Source organism: Acidovorax sp. GW101-3H11, assembly GCF_001633105.1.
Classification (GTDB): Bacteria; Pseudomonadota; Gammaproteobacteria; order Burkholderiales; family Burkholderiaceae_C; genus Acidovorax.
Genome location: NZ_LUKZ01000001.1, coordinates 20,786 through 37,035, shown reverse-complemented (window position 1 = coordinate 37,035; position 16,250 = coordinate 20,786). Strand labels below are relative to the sequence as shown.

The window sequence follows — 16,250 nt, the reverse complement described above, 5'->3', positions numbered from 1 at the left end:
TGCACTTTTTCTCAGTGCGCAGACCCTCTGTGCCCGCCGACGATGGTTGAATTGCCCATGCCCGACACACCCACTCCTGCCGCTGCCGTGGACGCCGCCGCCCAGGCGGCCACCCTGCGCCACGGCGCTTTTGAAGACGCCCAGGCCCTGTTTGCCGGCACGCTGTTTGTGGCCATGGCGCTCATGCTGTTCAACCAGGCGGGGCTGCTGGTGGGCGGCACGGCGGGCGTGGCGTTTTTGCTGCACTACGTCACCGGCATTTCGTTCGGCAAGCTGTTCTTTGTGGTCAACCTGCCGTTCTACTGGTTCGCCTGGACGCGCATGGGCCGCGAGTTCACCCTCAAGACCTTTGTGTGTGTGGCGCTCTTGTCACTGCTCACCGAGCTGTTCCCGCATGTGATGCATGTGGACTACCTCAACCCGCTGTTCGCATCCTTGCTGGGCGGCCTGCTGCTGGGCACGGGCTGCCTGTTCCTGGCGCGCCACCGCTCCAGCCTGGGCGGCGCCACCGTGGTGTCGCTGTACCTGCAGGCCCGCTACGGCATGCGGGCGGGCAAGGTGCAGATGGTGATTGACGGCACCGTGGTGCTGCTGGCGCTTTTTGTGGTGTCACCCGAGCGCGTGGCGTATTCGGTGCTGGCCGTGCTGGTGATGAGCGGGTTTTTGTGGATCAGCCACCGGCCAGGGCGGTACGTGGGGCATTGACCGATGGGTGGGCTAAAACATGCCTGAGAGGGTGTGTGCGGACTAGCTGCTTTGTCTGCGTAGACCATGTGTCGGGGACTTTCCGCAACACGGTTAAGGTCCGTCGCTACGCGCTTAAAAGCTTCGACACTTGCGAATTCGTTCTCGCCTGCTGCGCATCTATTTTTTCACAACTGGTATGACGTAAAGCGCACACATATCCACGGCACCAATCAGCAGAAAACTCATCACTAAAGCGCCGATTGACGGACGCGCGTAACCCGAAAACACCAGGAAGAGCATTACCGGTACAGCGCAGAAGGTACTCGCCCATACCAGCAGGGCAGCAAAATAGGACAGCCTCCACTTTTTCCCGCAATTTGAGCAGCGAGGATTCCAGCCTGGGTTGAGTTTTTTCCAAGTGCTGATAGTTCGTTCTTTGCAATGGGGGCACTTATGCATATTCGCGGTTCAGTCAGCCGAAGCGCGCGAATCTAACATGAATCATTTGTTGCGAGGCACCACAGGTTGGGTCACCAACACAGCGCTTCGGTATGCGAGTTGCATTTGCAGTTTGCCTCATCTTCTACTGGCGGAACGTACCTGATGTGTTCAGGCAAGCCTACATAAGGCGGCTGTGCCTCAGCGCACCCGCATGCCCGGCGTGGCGCCCGGCCAGGGGTTCAGTACATAGATGCCAGGGTTGGCCTTCTCGTCGCCATGGCTCGCAGCCAGCACCATGCCTTCGCTCACGCCAAACTTCATCTTGCGCGGCGCCAGGTTGGCCACCATCACGGTGTGCTTGCCAACCAGGTCTTCGGGCTTGTAAGCGCTGGCAATGCCGCTGAACACGTTGCGCGTGCGGCCTTCGCCCACGTCCAGCGTCAGGCGCAGCAGCTTGGTGGAGCCTTCGACCGGCTCACAGTTCACGATCAGCGCAATGCGCAAGTCGATCTTGGTGAAGTCGTCGATGGTGATGGTGGGGGCGAGTTCTTCGCCGCCGGGTGCTGCTACTGTTTCTGTAGCTACCAAGGCTTGTGCAGCGGGCGCAGGGGGCTCAAAAAGTGCCTCAAGCTGCTCAGGCGTCACGCGTTGCATCAGGTGCTGGTAGGGCTGGATGGCCTGCACGTCGCCCGCCACGGTCCACTGCTGCATGTTCACACCCACAAAGCCTTGCACCGCCTGGGCCAGGCCCGGCAGCACCGGGGCCAGGTAGCGGGTGAGGGTGGCAAAGGCGTTGACCAGCACCGAGCACACCTGGTGCAGGGCCTCGTTGTTGGCAGCGTCCTTGGCCAGGTCCCAGGGCTTGTTCTGGTCCACATAGGCGTTGACCTTGTCGGCCAGCAGCATGATCTCGCGCGTGGCCTTGCTGTACTCGCGGGTTTCGTACATCTGCGCAATCGCGTCGCTGGCGCCGCGTACCTCGGCCAGCAGGGTTGTGCCCGTGGTGCCAAATTGGTCGGTCAGCTTGCCGTCAAAGCGCTTGGTCAAAAAGCCCGCTGCACGGCTGGCGATGTTGACGTACTTGCCGATCAAATCGCTGTTCACCCGCAGCATGAAGTCTTCGGCGTTGAAGTCGATGTCTTCATTGCGCGCGCTCAGCTTGGCGGCCAGGTAGTAGCGCAGCCACTCGGCGTTCATGTTCAGGCTCAGGTACTTGAGCGGGTCCAGGCCCGTGCCCCGGCTCTTGCTCATCTTCTCGCCGTTGTTCACCGTGAGAAAGCCGTGCACGAAGACGTTGTTGGGCGTCTTGCGGCCGCTGAAGTGCAGCATGGCGGGCCAGAACAGGGTGTGGAAGGTGACGATGTCCTTGCCGATGAAGTGGTACTGCTCCATCGCCGGGTCGGCCATGTAGGCGTCGTAGCTTTCGCCGCGCTTTTCGAGCAGGTTCTTGAGCGACGCGAGGTAGCCCACGGGGGCATCGAGCCACACATAGAAGTACTTGCCTGGCGCATCGGGGATCTCGATCCCGAAGTAGGGCGCGTCGCGGCTGATGTCCCAGTCGCCCAGGCCTTCGCTTTGCGTGCCGTCGGGGTTGGTGCGGACGGTGAACCATTCCTTGATCTTGTTGGCCACCTCGGGCTGCAGTTTGCCGTCCTGCGTCCAGTTTTCCAGAAACTCCACGCAGCGCGGGTCCGACAGCTTGAAGAAGAAATGCTCGGAGTGCTTCAGCTCGGGCTTGGCGCCCGACAGGGCCGAGAACGGGTTGATGAGGTCGGTGGGCGCATAGACCGAGCCACACACCTCGCAGTTGTCGCCGTACTGGTCCTTGGCGTGGCACTTGGGGCATTCGCCCTTGATGTAGCGGTCGGGCAGGAACATGTTCTTCTCGGGGTCGAAGAACTGCTCGATGGTGCGCACCTCGATCAGGCTGCCGTCGGCGCGGTCGCGCAGGTCGCGGTAGATCTGGCGGGCCAGGTCGTGGTTTTCGGGCGCGTCGGTGCTGTGCCAGTTGTCAAAGCTGATGTGAAACCCGTCCAGGTACTGCTTGCGGCCCGCAGCAATGTCGGCCACGAACTGCTGGGGCGTCTTGCCCGCCTTTTCGGCGGCAATCATGATGGGCGCGCCGTGGGTGTCGTCTGCCCCTACAAAGTTCACCGCGTTGCCCTGCATGCGCTGGAACCGCACCCAGATGTCGGCCTGGATGTATTCCATGATGTGGCCGATGTGGAAGTTGCCGTTGGCATACGGCAGGGCGGTGGTAACGAAGAGTTTGCGGGCGGATGACGTCATGAAAAGCGGCTTTCTCAGGCGGAACCCGCGATTTTAGGCGGTTGGCGGTATCCCTGGCCATGGCGGGTGCCGCGCTGACCTGCCCAGGTCGCGCAGGTGCCAATCAGGGCGTGCGTGTTGGCCCCCGATGGCGCCACAATGCCCCGCATTCCAACAACCAACAGGAGACAACACATGGCCGGAACATGGGTAAAGCGGGCAGGGTGGGGCGTGGGCGGCGCCGTGGTGGCGGTGGCCGCCTACCTGGCGGCATGGCCCGTGCCCATTCAGCCAGTGGCATGGACGGCGCCTGCCGCGCCCGGCTACCAGGGCGTGCATGCCCCCAACCAGCGCCTGGCCCAGCTGAACATCATCGACCTGAAGGGCGAGGTGGGCCCGGAACACATTGCGTTCGGCAAGGACGGCAAGCTCTACACCACCGTGCTCAGCGGCAACATCCTGCGCATGAACCCCGACGGCTCGGGTCAGGAGGTGTTTGCCAACACGGGCGGGCGGGTGCTGGGCTTTGACTTTGATGCGGCGGGCAACCTGATCGCGGCCGATGCGGTCAAAGGCCTGCTGTCCATCGCGTCGGATGGCAAGGTCACCGTGCTGGCCGACAAGGTGGGTGGCGATCCCATCCGCTACGCCGATGCCGTGGTGGTGGCCCAGAGCGGCAAGATGTACCTGAGCGACGCCTCCACCCGCTTTGCGCCCAAGGACTGGGGCGGTACGTTTGAGGCCAGCGTGCTCGACATCCTGGAGCAGGCCAGCACGGGCCGGGTGATCGAATACGACCCCGCCACCCGCAGCACCCGCGTGGTGGCCCGGGGCATCAGCTTTGCCAACGGCGTGGCGCTGAGCCAGGACGAAAAGCACCTGTTCGTCAACGAAACCGGCAAATACCGGGTGTGGAAGATTGCGGTGGATGCGAATGACCTGGACATCGCTCAGCCCAGCCCGCAGGCCCGCGTGCTGCTCGACAACCTGCCCGGCTACCCCGACAACCTGATGCGCGGGCAGGGCGGCAAGGTGTGGCTGGGTTTTGCCAAGCCGCGCGGGGCGGCCATCGACAACATGGCGGGCAAGCCCTGGCTGCGCAGCCTGACCCTGCGCCTGCCGCGTGCGCTGTGGCCCATTCCCCAGCCCTACGGCCATGTGATCGCGTTCACCGACGATGGCAAGGTGGTGGCCGATTTGCAGGACCCGAGCGGTGCCTACCCCGAGACCACGGCCATCACCGAGACGGCCGACCGGCTGTATGTGCAGAGCCTGCACGCACACGGCCTGGGCTGGTTGCCCAACAAGCCCTAGGGCTCAATCCCGGGGCGCCTCCGGTGGCTCCCCGTGGTGCCGGGTCTGCACCTCGGCACCGGTATCCGTCCAGCCAAAAAATTGGCACACCTCGGCCCGCATGGCCAGGGTGTCGGCCCGGCCCAAGGCCATCAGCTCCTGCGTATAGCCGGATTCGAACAGCAGGTAGCTGGCCAGCGCGGCGCCGCGCACGTCGGCCATGTTGGATGTGACGCCCAGGGCGCCCAGCATGGTGCGCACGGGCCCCGGCAGGTCGCCCACATGGCGCGCGGCCACGGCGTCCAGGCGCTGCGAGGGGGCAATCACCAGCAGCTCGATGGGGCGCAGCGCGCTGTGCAGGCGCTTTTCTTCAGGGATGAGCGACAGGGTCTGGTTGATGCGCTGCACGCGCTCCACGTCCACCGCCAGCGCATCCAGAAAGATGTTGGACAGCGCATGCCCCGCGATCTGCGCCAGCGTGGGGTAGGTGGCCGTGGGGTTGGCGGCGGCGTCCCCCTTGGGCTCGTGCATGCGGCCTGCGCCGATCACCAGGATGCGCTCGGCCCCCAGGTGGATGGCCGGGGCGATGGGGGCAGACTGGCGCATGGAGCCGTCGCCAAAATATTCGACATGGTCATCCAGCTCGATGGCCTTGGCCGGGAAGATGAACGGAATGGCCGAGGACGCGAGCAGATGCTCGTGTGTGATGCGGTCGCTGGCGGCCTTGCGCTGCGAGCGCACCCAGGGCTTGACGGGGGTGGCCGCTTCAAAAAAGGTGACATGTTCGCCCGAGCTGTAGCTCGACGCCGTGACGGCCAGCGCCGTGAGGTGGCCCTTGCGGATCAGCCGGGGCAGGCGCACCAGCGGCACCATCTTGACGAGCAGCTTTTCGAGCGGCGTGTTGTCCAGCAGCGAGCGCGGTCGCATGCGCCGCCAGCGCGCCAGCGCCCAGCCCATCGACACCAGCGTGAGCCAGCGCGCGCCGCTGCGCATCACGCTGAGCGAGTCCGCGCCGTACACCTGGCTGGCGTGGAACTGCCGCCACACGCGCGCAATGCGGCGCACGGCCCGGTCAAAGTGGTCGGCCCCGCAGGCCAGCGCGGCCGCGTTGATGGCCCCGGCCGAGGTGCCAGTAATGATGGGGAACGGGTTGGGGCTGTCCGCCTCACCACAGGCCAGGCGCAGATCGGCAATGGCTTCGAGCACCCCCACCTGGTAGGCAGCGCGGGCGCCGCCGCCCGTCAGCAGCAGGCCCGTGGCGGGAATGGAGGACGCTGCGCCGGGGATGTCAGAGGAAGAGGGCGTGGGTGCGGGCATGGCGGGTGGTGCAAACAGATGCCCTGAGTGTGGAGGGGCGCCCACGGCCTTTCATGTGGGAAAACCCGCATGGAGCCACACCGGGGCCACACCCGGCCACACGTGGGTTTCGTGGTGCTCAGCCCTTGAGCAGCAGCTGCGCCACCGCATCGCCCTGCAGCACCACGATGCCGTGGTCGCGGGCATAGATGCGGGCGTTGTCGCTCACCTGCCCCAGCGCCGCCACATACACACCCGCCGAGGCGTCGGCCGCCGCCATGGCGGCTTGCAGCTCGCGCAGGGGCTCCACGCCGTGGGTGGCAGCTTTCCAGCGTTTGGCGCTGACCAGCGTGGTCTTGCCACCCAGGGTCAGGCGCATGTCGGCAGCGTTGTTGCCGCCTGCGTTCAGGCGCTCCACGGTGTAGCCTGCGCGCTCCCAGGCTGTGGCCAGGGTGTCGGCAAAGCTGCGCCAGGGCATGCTGGCCACGGCGTCGAGCATTTCGGCCACCTTGGCGGGGTTGGGGGCGCGCAACTGTTTCCAGGCGGCCATGCAGCCCACCACAAAAATGGGGAAACCCGCCAGCGCGCCCACCACAAAGTATTCCTTGGGCAAAAACGCCCCGGCCGCCAGCGTGATGAGGCCCACCACCACAAAGCTGATCCACCACGGCGAGCGCAGCAGCACGGCAAACAGGGAGTTTTCGGACATCTTGAATTTCACGGGAGGCCTTTTTTGGAGAGAGCAACGATGCAATGCGGTGCGCATTGTCCTTCAGCGCCAGGGGGCGGGGGCTTGGGAATAGACTACCGGCCCCACAGGAGTTAATTGAATGTCAGTCACCGAACAGGGCCTTTTGGCCGCTCTCTCCAGCGTGCTGGACACCCACACGGGCAAGGATTTCGTCAGCACCCGTGCCCTGCGCAACCTGCAGATCACCGGTGGCGACGTGGCTTTTGACGTGGAGCTGGGCTACCCCGCCAAGAGCCTGGTGCCCGAGCTGCGCCGCAGCCTTGTGGCTGCCGCCAAGGGCGTGGCCGGTGTCGAAAACGTCTCGGTCAACATCACGACCAAGGTCATCGCCCACGCCGTGCAGCGCGGCGTGCAGCTCTTGCCCCAGGTCAAGAACATCATCGCCGTGGCCTCGGGCAAGGGCGGTGTGGGCAAGAGCACCACGGCCGCCAACCTGGCCCTGGCGCTGGCTGCCGAGGGTGCCAGCGTGGGCGTGCTCGACGCCGACATCTACGGCCCCAGCCAGCCCATGATGCTGGGCATCAACCGCCGCCCCGAGAGCGACGACGGCAAGACCATGGAGCCGCTCGAAAACTACGGCGTGCAGGTCATGTCCATTGGCTTTCTGGTGGACCAGGACGAAGCCATGATCTGGCGCGGCCCCATGGCCACCCAGGCGCTGGAGCAGCTGCTGCGCCAGACCAACTGGAAGGACCTCGATTACCTCATCATCGACATGCCCCCTGGCACCGGCGACATCCAGCTCACGCTGAGCCAGCGTGTGCCCATGACCGGCGCGGTGATCGTGACCACGCCGCAGGACATCGCCCTGCTGGACGCCAAGAAGGGCATCAAGATGTTCGAGAAGGTGGGTGTGCCCATCCTCGGCATCGTCGAGAACATGGCCGCCCACGTGTGCAGCCACTGCGGCCATGTGGAGCACATCTTTGGCGCCGACGGCGGCAAGAAGATGGCCGCCGACTACGGCATGGATTACCTGGGCGCGCTGCCGCTGAACATGAGCATCCGCCTGCAGGCCGACAGCGGCAAGCCCACCGTGGTGGCCGACCCGGACGGCGAAGTCGCCGCCATCTACAAGAAGGTGGCGCGCGATGTGGCGGTGAAGATCGCGCAGCAGGCCAAGGACTTCTCCAGCAAGTTCCCGACGATCTCGGTCAGCAAGAACACTTGATTGGATTTGCTATTGAATCAGTAGCTGATAGCGCTTGATGGTAAGGCGCTAGCGGCCAAAAAGGCTTAAAAACCATGAGCGAAAAGCCCGTCGGCCTGATTGACCCACCCGCAGGCTATGCCGACTGGCTGGCTGACCTGAAGGGGCGCATTCACGGTGCCCAGCAGCGCGCCACGCTGGCGGTGAACCGCGAACTTGTGCTGCTGTATTGGCAGATCGGCCGGGACATTTTGCAGCGCCAGGCGGCGCAAGGCTGGGGCGCGAAGGTGATCGAGCGGCTGGCGCAGGACTTGCGGGTGGCGTTTCCGGAGATGAAGGGGTTCTCCCGCGCCAACCTCATGTACATGCGCGCGTTTGCGCAGGCCTGGCCGGATGCTGAAATTGTCCAACAGGCTGTTGGACAATTGCCGTGGGGTCATAACCTGGTGCTTCTGACTCAGCTTAAAGACCCCGAGCTGCGGCTGGCTTATGCGCAAAACGCTATTGCGCATGGCTGGTCGCGAAACGTGCTGAACATCCACATCGAAACCCGTCGGCTGGAGCGCAGCGGCCAAGCCATCACCAACTTTGAGGCCCGCCTGCCTCAACCGCAGTCGGACCTGGCGCGAGAGTCCTTGAAGGACCCGTACCGATTCGACTTCTTGGGTTTGTCCGATGAGGCGCACGAGCGCGAGATCGAAGGTGCCTTGGTCAAGCACGTCACCGAATTTCTGCTGGAACTCGGTGCTGGCTTTGCCTTCGTGGGCAGGCAGGTGCTGCTGGACGTGGGCGGCGACGACTTTTTCATCGACCTACTGTTCTATCACCTCAAGCTGCGCTGTTATGTGGTGATCGAACTCAAGGCCGGCAAATTCAAGCCTGAGCATTTGGGCCAACTGGGCTTTTACCTGACGGCGGTGGATGCCCAGGTCAAGCACCCGGATGATGGTCCAACCATCGGCCTGCTGCTGTGCAAATCCAGGAACAAGGTGGTGGCCGAGTACGCGCTACGCGATACGGCGCAGCCGCTCGGGGTTGCCGAATACAAGCTTCTGGAGTCTTTGCCCGCAGAGCTGAAGACCAACCTGCCCAGCATCGCTCAGATCGAGCGCGAACTGATGGGCAGCAGCGAATTGCCCGAGCCAGAAGCATGACCGCATGAACCTCCTCGCCTCCCTGCGCTACCTGGTGGCGCTGCACGAGCACCGGCACTTTGGCCGGGCGGCGCAGGCCTGCCACATCACGCAACCGGCCCTCTCCAACGCGCTGCGCGCGCTGGAAAAAGAGTTTGGCGTGGTGGTGGTGCGCCGGGGCCGCAGCTTTGAAGGCTTCACGCCCGAGGGCGAGCGTGTGCTGGCCACCGCCCAGCGCATGCTGCACGAGCACCAGGTGCTGCAGCAGGACCTGAGCAGCGACGCGGCCCACCCGCGCGGCATGCTGCGCCTGGGCGCCGTGCCCACGGCCATGCCCATCCTCGCGCGGTTTGCGGCGCAGCTGCAGGCGCGGCACCCGGGCATCGTGCCGGTGGTGCTGTCCATGAGTTCGCAGGCACTGGAGGCGGGGCTGGAGAGCATTGCGCTCGACCTCGCGCTGGGCTACACCGAACGCATGCCCGCACGCGGCGGGCCGCTCAGGGCCTGGCCGCAGTATGTGGAGCATTACTTTCTGCTGCGCCGCGCGCCCCGGCCGCCCAAAGGCGCAGCGCGCGGACTGCAGATCGGCCCGCCCATGGCATGGGCCGATGCGGCGGCGCTGCCGCTGTGCCTGCTCACCCCCGAGATGCACAACCGCAGCCTGGTGGATGGTGCGTTTCGCAGCGCGGGTGCCACGGTGCTGCCTGCGATGGAAACGGATTCGGTGCTGACCCTGGCTCTCAGTGTGGTGGCGGGCAATGTGTGCAGTGTTTTGCCTGGCGCGCTGGTCGATGCTGTGCGCGGCCATGACGGGCTGGAGGCGCTGCCGCTCACTGGGCCGGTGCTGACCACGCCCATCGGATTCATGTCCCACCGGCAGGTGCAGCCTACGCGTGCGCTGGATGCGGCGCTGGCACTGGCGCAGGATCCCGATTGGCTGCAGCACGCAGCCGCGCACAGCGGGTTGCTGGCGGCGGAGCCGCTGTAAGAGCGCCTGTTCCTCAGCCCCCTGCCCACGTTAAGAGCGGTTCACAAAACTCCCCTGGCTTCATTGTTCCGTCTTGTCGTACCGCTTGTAATGCCTGCGACGGAACACCAAACCAGGGCCGCTGCGCGGAGTTTTGTGAGTCGCTCTAGATGGGCCGGGCCGCCCCAGTGCTGGCAGCCACGCGCCGCTGCCACGCGATGAAGGCCGGCGCACCCACCAGCTCCAGCACCGTGAACCCAATAAATGGCGCGGGCGGCAGGCCCAGAAAGGCCATCGACAGCGCCCGGCCCACGCCGCCCAGAAACACCGCGCCCCACAACACCGCAAACAACCGGCCCTCGCTCTCGATGCGCGGCACCAGCGACCCCATTGCCAGGCCCAGCGCCAGCCACACGCCGCCAAAAAATCGCAGGTTGCCGTCGAGCAGCGCATCGCGCGGCAGGCCGCTGGCGTGGTAGATCGGGTCGTAGATGCCCATCATCGTCAGCACGCCGGTGGCAACTGGGATCAGCGTCATCACGGCGGTAGTGGCTTGGAGCAGGCGTCGGGTCATGGTCTATCTTTACAGCGTTAGGATTGGGTATTGTTGGTGTGTATCTTGACTGTGTCAAGATTGCTGCCATGACCCTAGCTGAAACTCCGCGCGCCACCTACCACCATGGCGACTTGCGCACCGCACTGGTGTCTGCCGCCGAGGGCTTGCTGGCGTCCGGGGCCACGCTCAGCCTCCGCGCGGTGGCCAAGGCGGCGGGTGTCTCGCATGCGGCGCCGTACCACCACTTCTCCAATCTGGATGCGTTGCTGGCTGCTGTGGCCACGCGCGGTTTTCAGGACCTGGCGGCCCACATGGAGGCCGCACATCCCGGTGCGGGCACCGCCGCCAGGCTGGTGGGGCACTGCACCGCCTACGTGGCCTTTGCGCTCGCGCGCCCCGCCGCGTTCCGGCTGATGTTCAGCCCGTTGCTGCAACACAAGGCCGACCACCCGGCGTTGCAGACTGCGGCGGACGGGTCTTTTGAGGTGCTGCGCAAAGCCGCCCATGCTCATGCGGCCGAAGGGGCGGACGAGCTGGCCCTGGCGGGGTGGAGCCTGGCCCACGGGCTGGCCAGCCTGGCGATCGATGGCGCCCTGTCCACCGCGCCTGTGCCCATGCCTTCGGCGCAAGACTTGGCGGCGCTGCTGGCGAGCCGGTTGCTGGAGAACCTGCCAACGGGCAGAGCAGGCAGTGCAGGTGGCGGATGAGTTGTCCCCACGCTGTGTAGCGCAATGCCACGGTGCGCAGCTCATTTGTTTTTGTGATCGACCCATGTGCATCCGCAATTTGACGCACCGGGGTGCCTCGCCGACACTGCGACCGCCCAGCCGCCTTATGCAGACGGCTTCATAAGCACAACAAGACATCCCACGATTTCGCTCCATGCACCTTGCCCCCGAAGCCCCCCCCGCAACCGTTGTTGCCGCCGTGTCGGTCAACGACATGCGCGAGCGCATCCGCCGCAAAAGCCGCCTCAAGGGCCGCCAGCCCGAAGATGCCGCGATGGCCGACGTGGCGCAGCTGCTGGGCCCGCGCCCGGCCACCGGCTTTCGGCGCGACCTGCTCATTGAATACCTGCACCGCCTGAACGACCACTTTGGCGTGCTGCACGACCGGCACCTGGTGGCTCTCGCCAAGCAGATGAACCTGCCCATGGCCGAGGTGTACGAGGTGGCGAGCTTCTACCACCACTTCGAGATCGTGCGTGGCGACGACGCCCAGGCGCCGCGCCTGGTGCTGCGGGTGTGCGACAGCCTGAGCTGCAGCCTGGCGGGTGCCCGCGAGCTGCTGGCCGCGCTGCCCGAACGCCTGCGCGCAGCCGGTCAGGGCGACGTGCAGGTGTTGGCCGTGCCCTGCGTGGGCCGCTGCGAGCAGGCGCCTGTGGCCGTGGTGCACCAGTGCCCCGTGCCACGCGCCACGGTCGATACCGTGCTGGAGGTGGTGGAATCCAAGCCAAAAAGGGCTCTTGCGCGCCACCCGCAAGCGCTGAAAGCTATCAATTTTGATGTGGCGGCACTGGCGGAGAAAAGCATCCCCACGTCCCTTCGCGAGGTCAGCCCCGCCCACACCGACCTGGCCACCTACCGCGCCCACGGCGGCTACCAGACGGCCGCCGCGCTGGTCAACGGCGAGATGGACGCTGAGGCGGTGCTTGCTGCCATGGAGGACTCCGGCTTGCGCGGCCTGGGCGGCGCGGGTTTCCCGGCCGGGCGCAAATGGCGGATTGTTCGGGACCAGCCCGCGCCGCGCCTGATGGCTGTCAACATCGATGAGGGGGAGCCGGGGACGTTCAAGGACCGCACTTATCTGGAGCGCGACCCGCACCGCTTTCTGGAAGGCGTGCTGATCGCCGCCCAGGTGGTGGGCACCGAGGCCATCTATATCTACCTGCGCGACGAGTACCACGGCTGCCGCGTGCTGCTGCAGCAGGCTTTGGACGACCTGCGCGCCGAGCCGCCATGCCCCCTGCCCCACATCGAACTGCGGCGTGGCGCAGGCGCCTACATCTGCGGCGAAGAGTCGGCCATGATCGAGAGCATCGAAGGCAAACGCGGCGAGCCGCGCATGCGCCCGCCCTACATCGCGCAGGTGGGCCTGTTTGGGCGGCCCACGCTGGAGCACAACTTTGAAACCCTGTACTGGGTGCGTGACATCGTGGAGCGTGGCCCGCAGTGGTTTGCCAGTTTTGGCCGCCACGGCCGCAAGGGGCTGCGCAGTTTCAGCGTGAGCGGGCGGGTGAAGCACCCCGGCGTCAAGCTGGCGCCTGCGGGCATCACGGTGCAGGAACTCATCGACGAATACTGCGGCGGTTTGCTGGACGGCCACCAGCTCTATGCGTACCTGCCCGGCGGCGCCTCGGGCGGCATCCTGCCTGCCAGCCTCAACCAGATTCCACTGGACTTTGACACCCTGCAGCCCTACGGCTGCTTCATCGGCTCGGCCGCCGTGATCGTGCTCAGCCAGCACGACCGCGCGCGCGATGCGGCGCTGAACGTGATGCGCTTTTTTGAACACGAAAGCTGTGGTCAGTGCACGCCTTGCCGCGTGGGCACGGCCAAGGCAGCCACGCTGATGGAGGCTCCGCAGTGGGACGGCGACTTGCTCGACGACCTGGCGCAGGTGATGGGCGACGCCTCCATCTGCGGGCTGGGGCAGGCGGCGCCCAACCCCATCCGTTGCATCCACAAATATTTCCCGCACGAGGTGGGTGAGGGGTCCTGGCCCGGCGACCAGCCCAAGCCGCGCAACAGCCCGTTGGCCGAGCAACTGCCCGCAGGAGGCAAGCCATGAGCGCGGCGCACGACACCCCCGGCGTGGCTTTCGAACTGGACGGCCAGCCCGTCACCGCCCACCCCGGCGAAACCATCCTGAAAGCCGCGCAGCGCCACGGCGTGGAGATTCCGCACCTTTGCTACACCGACGGCCTGCGCCCCGATGGCAACTGCCGTGCCTGCGTGGTCGAGATCGCGGGCGAGCGCACGCTGGCGCCCAGCTGCTGCCGCGCCCCCACCGAGGGCATGAAGGTGTTGGCCACCAGCCCCCGCGCGCGCAAAAGCCAGCAAATGGTGGTGGAGATGCTGTTGTCGGACATGCCGGACCAGGGCTACCGGTGGAACGATGGAGGTGCTAATACTCCTGAATTGATAGCTGAAAACATAGACCCATCAGGCGGTAAGGGCCTATTTGATTCAAAAAATTCCGGCACCATCGGCCAACACGGCGAGCTGAGCGCCTGGGCCGACCGCCTTGGCGTGACCGTGCGCCCAGCGCTTCAGGCACTGCGCCGCGAGCAGCCTGCGCCGGACCTCAGCCACCCGGCGATGGCCGTCAACCTCGACGCCTGCATCCAGTGCAACCGCTGCGTGCGCGCCTGCCGCGAGGAACAGGTCAACGACGTGATCGGCTACGCGCTGCGCGGCGCTGAGAGCAAGATCGTCTTTGACCTCGACGACCCCATGGCCGAGAGCACCTGCGTGGCCTGCGGCGAATGTGTGCAGGCCTGCCCCACGGGCGCGCTCAGCCCCAAGACGCACATCGGTTCGCAAAAGGTGGACCGCCAGGTCGATTCCGTCTGCCCGTTTTGCGGCGTGGGCTGCCTCATCACCTACAACGTGCGCGATGAAAAGATCATCAGCGTCGAAGGCCGCGACGGCCCCGCCAACCAGGGCCGCCTGTGTGTGAAGGGGCGTTTTGGTTTTGACTACGCCCACCACCCCGACCGCCTCACGGTGCCGCTGATCCGCAAGCCGGGCGTGCCCAAGGAAGTGCGGCCCTACGGTGCCGACTGGCGCAGCACCTTCCGCGAAGCAACCTGGGACGAGGCGCTGGACCTGGCGGCGGGCCAGCTCAAGGGGCTGCGCGACACGCACGGCCGCAAGGCGCTGGCGGGCTTTGGCTCGGCCAAGGGCAGCAACGAAGAGGCCTACCTGTTCCAGAAGCTGGTGCGCACTGGCTTTGGCAGCAACAACGTGGACCACTGCACGCGGCTGTGCCATGCGTCCAGCGTGGCCGCGCTGCTCGAAGGCGTGGGCTCGGGCGCGGTCAGCAACCCGGTGAACGACGTGGAGCATGCGGGGCTGATCTTCGTGATCGGTTCCAACCCCACGGCCAACCACCCGGTGGCGGCGACCTGGATGAAGAACGCTGCGAAGCGCGGCGCCAAGATCGTGCTGGCCGACCCGCGCGTGACCGACATTGGCCGCCATGCCTGGCGCACGCTGCAGTTCAAGGCCGACACCGACGTGGCCATGCTCAATGCGCTGATCCACACGGTGATCGACGAAGGCCTGGTGGATGAAGCCTTCATCCGCGACCGCACCACCGATTTCGAGGCACTCAAGGCCAATGTGCTGGGCTGCAGCCCCGAGGCCATGGCGCCCGTGTGCGGCATCCCGGCCGAGGCGCTGCGCGAGGTGGCGCGGGCATTTGCCACATCCAAGGCGTCGATGATCCTGTGGGGCATGGGCGTGAGCCAGCATGTGCACGGCACCGACAACGCGCGCTGCCTGATCGCGCTGTGCGCTGTCACGGGGCAGATCGGCAAACCCGGCTCGGGCCTGCACCCGCTGCGCGGCCAGAACAATGTGCAGGGCGCGAGTGACGCGGGGCTGATCCCCATGATGTTCCCCAACTACCAGCGCGTGGACAACGCCGGGGCACATGCGTGGTTTGAGGACTTCTGGGGCACCCAACTCGATGAAGCGCCCGGTTACACGGTGGTGGAGATCATGCACAAGGCGCTGGCCGACGACAGCGACCCGCACAAGGTGCGCGGCATGTACATCATGGGCGAGAACCCCGCCATGAGCGACCCCGACCTGAACCACGCGCGCCACGCGCTGGCCAGCCTCTCGCATCTGGTGGTGCAGGACATCTTTTTGACCGAAACCGCCTGGCTGGCCGACGTGGTGCTGCCCGCCAGCGCTTGGCCCGAGAAAACCGGCACGGCCAGCAACACCGACCGCATGGTGCAGATGGGCCGCCGCGCGCTGAACCCGCCGGGGGATGCGCGATTGGACCTGTGGATCATTCAGCAACTTGCTCGACGGATGGGGCTGGATTGGAACTACGAGGGTGAAGAATCCGGCGTGGCCGCCGTGTACGACGAGATGCGCCAGGCCATGCACGCGAGCATCGAGGGCATCACCTGGGACCGGCTGGAGCGCGACTCCAGCGTGACCTACCCCTGTCTCACGGCCGACGACCCGGGCCAGCCCATCGTGTTCACGCAGCAGTTCCCTACGCCCACAGGGCGCCTCAAGCTCGTGCCTGCCAGCGTGATCCCGGCGGCAGAAAAGCCCGATGCGGACTACCCCCTGGTGCTCATCACCGGCCGCCAGCTGGAGCACTGGCATACCGGCAGCATGACGCGGCGCAGCACCGTGCTGGACGCCATCGAGCCCATGGCCACCGCGTCGCTGCATGGCGACGAACTGGCGCGGCTGGGGGTGGAGCCGGGCGCGCTGGTGGGCATCCGCTCGCGGCGCGGCATGCTGCAGGTGCGCGTGCGGCGCGACGACGGCACGCCGCGCGGCACGGTGTTCATGCCCTTTGCGTACGTGGAGGCGGCAGCCAACCTGCTGACCAACGCGGCGCTGGACCCGTTTGGCAAGATCCCCGAGTTCAAGTACTGCGCGGTGGCGGTGGAGGTGCTGGAAGGCGCTGCAATCTGAGGGCGATCAAAGGGTTTTGCAGGCTGCGCTGACCCT

The 16,250-nt window shown here is 65.8% G+C and carries 12 protein-coding genes; 8 read left to right on the top strand and 4 right to left on the bottom strand.

Features of this window, described 5'->3' with window-relative positions; genetic code table 11:
* Nucleotides 1-57 precede the first annotated feature (57 nt).
* Nucleotides 58-705 carry a YitT family protein gene (locus A1D30_RS00145; RefSeq protein WP_063459145.1) on the top strand — a complete coding sequence of 216 codons (648 nt, stop codon included), beginning with the start codon at nucleotides 58-60 and terminating at the stop codon, nucleotides 703-705.
* 621 nt (nucleotides 706-1,326) lie between these two features.
* Here the strand turns inward: A1D30_RS00145 and metG are convergent.
* Nucleotides 1,327-3,417: a methionine--tRNA ligase gene (gene metG, locus A1D30_RS00140; protein ID WP_063458805.1), complete on the bottom strand. Its 2,091-nt coding sequence runs from the start codon at nucleotides 3,415-3,417 to the stop codon at nucleotides 1,327-1,329.
* A gap of 174 nt (nucleotides 3,418-3,591) precedes the next feature.
* On the opposite strand from metG, the gene A1D30_RS00135 reads away from it, so the two are divergent.
* On the top strand, nucleotides 3,592-4,710 hold the full coding sequence (locus A1D30_RS00135; RefSeq protein WP_063458804.1) for an SMP-30/gluconolactonase/LRE family protein: 1,119 nt from the start codon (nucleotides 3,592-3,594) through the stop codon (nucleotides 4,708-4,710).
* A 3-nt stretch (nucleotides 4,711-4,713) separates the two neighbouring features.
* On the opposite strand, the gene A1D30_RS00130 is transcribed toward A1D30_RS00135, so the two are convergent.
* Together A1D30_RS00130 and A1D30_RS00125 are read right to left on the bottom strand one after the other, a co-directional pair.
* The gene (locus A1D30_RS00130) at nucleotides 4,714-6,006 is read right to left on the bottom strand and encodes a patatin-like phospholipase family protein (RefSeq protein ID WP_063458803.1); all 1,293 of its coding nucleotides are present in this window, start codon (nucleotides 6,004-6,006) and stop codon (nucleotides 4,714-4,716) included.
* Between the two features lie 118 nt (nucleotides 6,007-6,124).
* Nucleotides 6,125-6,694, bottom strand: coding sequence for a restriction endonuclease (locus A1D30_RS00125; protein ID WP_063459144.1), 570 nt, complete (start codon nucleotides 6,692-6,694; stop codon nucleotides 6,125-6,127).
* Nucleotides 6,695-6,815: 121 nt separating this feature from the next.
* Between A1D30_RS00125 and apbC the strand changes: the two genes are divergently transcribed.
* The 3 genes from apbC to A1D30_RS00110 all read left to right on the top strand — a co-directional run bounded on the left by apbC (nucleotide 6,816) and on the right by A1D30_RS00110 (nucleotide 10,007).
* The gene (gene apbC, locus A1D30_RS00120; RefSeq protein WP_063458802.1) at nucleotides 6,816-7,907 is read left to right on the top strand and encodes an iron-sulfur cluster carrier protein ApbC; all 1,092 of its coding nucleotides are present in this window, start codon (nucleotides 6,816-6,818) and stop codon (nucleotides 7,905-7,907) included.
* Between the two features lie 74 nt (nucleotides 7,908-7,981).
* Nucleotides 7,982-9,040, top strand: a complete 1,059-nt coding sequence (locus A1D30_RS00115; RefSeq protein ID WP_063458801.1) for a PDDEXK nuclease domain-containing protein — start codon at nucleotides 7,982-7,984, stop codon at nucleotides 9,038-9,040.
* A gap of 4 nt (nucleotides 9,041-9,044) precedes the next feature.
* Nucleotides 9,045-10,007: a LysR substrate-binding domain-containing protein gene (locus A1D30_RS00110; protein WP_063458800.1), complete on the top strand. Its 963-nt coding sequence runs from the start codon at nucleotides 9,045-9,047 to the stop codon at nucleotides 10,005-10,007.
* A 145-nt stretch (nucleotides 10,008-10,152) separates the two neighbouring features.
* On the opposite strand, the gene A1D30_RS00105 is transcribed toward A1D30_RS00110, so the two are convergent.
* Nucleotides 10,153-10,560, bottom strand: a complete 408-nt coding sequence (locus A1D30_RS00105; RefSeq protein ID WP_063458799.1) for a DUF4345 domain-containing protein — start codon at nucleotides 10,558-10,560, stop codon at nucleotides 10,153-10,155.
* Between the two features lie 68 nt (nucleotides 10,561-10,628).
* Between A1D30_RS00105 and A1D30_RS00100 the strand changes: the two genes are divergently transcribed.
* From A1D30_RS00100 to fdhF, 3 genes are all read left to right on the top strand, one after another.
* Nucleotides 10,629-11,249 (top strand): TetR/AcrR family transcriptional regulator, encoded by a 621-nt coding sequence (locus A1D30_RS00100; protein ID WP_063458798.1) that lies wholly within the window; start codon nucleotides 10,629-10,631, stop codon nucleotides 11,247-11,249.
* 175 nt (nucleotides 11,250-11,424) lie between these two features.
* The gene (locus A1D30_RS00095; protein WP_063458797.1) at nucleotides 11,425-13,332 is read left to right on the top strand and encodes an NAD(P)H-dependent oxidoreductase subunit E; all 1,908 of its coding nucleotides are present in this window, start codon (nucleotides 11,425-11,427) and stop codon (nucleotides 13,330-13,332) included.
* Nucleotides 13,329-16,214: a formate dehydrogenase subunit alpha gene (gene fdhF / locus A1D30_RS00090; RefSeq protein ID WP_063458796.1), complete on the top strand. Its 2,886-nt coding sequence runs from the start codon at nucleotides 13,329-13,331 to the stop codon at nucleotides 16,212-16,214. Before A1D30_RS00095 ends, fdhF begins: the two co-directional genes overlap by 4 nt.
* Nucleotides 16,215-16,250 lie beyond the last annotated feature (36 nt).

Bases quoted from the DNA above. Each gene is read 5' to 3' on its own strand.
- A1D30_RS00145 (WP_063459145.1), top strand. From the start codon at position 58: ATGCCCGACACACCCACTCCTGCCGCTGCCGTGGACGCCGCCGCCCAG.
- metG (WP_063458805.1), bottom strand. From the start codon at position 3,417: ATGACGTCATCCGCCCGCAAACTCTTCGTTACCACCGCCCTGCCGTAT.
- A1D30_RS00135 (WP_063458804.1), top strand. From the start codon at position 3,592: ATGGCCGGAACATGGGTAAAGCGGGCAGGGTGGGGCGTGGGCGGCGCC.
- A1D30_RS00130 (WP_063458803.1), bottom strand. From the start codon at position 6,006: ATGCCCGCACCCACGCCCTCTTCCTCTGACATCCCCGGCGCAGCGTCC.
- A1D30_RS00125 (WP_063459144.1), bottom strand. From the start codon at position 6,694: ATGTCCGAAAACTCCCTGTTTGCCGTGCTGCTGCGCTCGCCGTGGTGG.
- apbC (WP_063458802.1), top strand. From the start codon at position 6,816: ATGTCAGTCACCGAACAGGGCCTTTTGGCCGCTCTCTCCAGCGTGCTG.
- A1D30_RS00115 (WP_063458801.1), top strand. From the start codon at position 7,982: ATGAGCGAAAAGCCCGTCGGCCTGATTGACCCACCCGCAGGCTATGCC.
- A1D30_RS00110 (WP_063458800.1), top strand. From the start codon at position 9,045: ATGAACCTCCTCGCCTCCCTGCGCTACCTGGTGGCGCTGCACGAGCAC.
- A1D30_RS00105 (WP_063458799.1), bottom strand. From the start codon at position 10,560: ATGACCCGACGCCTGCTCCAAGCCACTACCGCCGTGATGACGCTGATC.
- A1D30_RS00100 (WP_063458798.1), top strand. From the start codon at position 10,629: ATGACCCTAGCTGAAACTCCGCGCGCCACCTACCACCATGGCGACTTG.
- A1D30_RS00095 (WP_063458797.1), top strand. From the start codon at position 11,425: ATGCACCTTGCCCCCGAAGCCCCCCCCGCAACCGTTGTTGCCGCCGTG.
- fdhF (WP_063458796.1), top strand. From the start codon at position 13,329: ATGAGCGCGGCGCACGACACCCCCGGCGTGGCTTTCGAACTGGACGGC.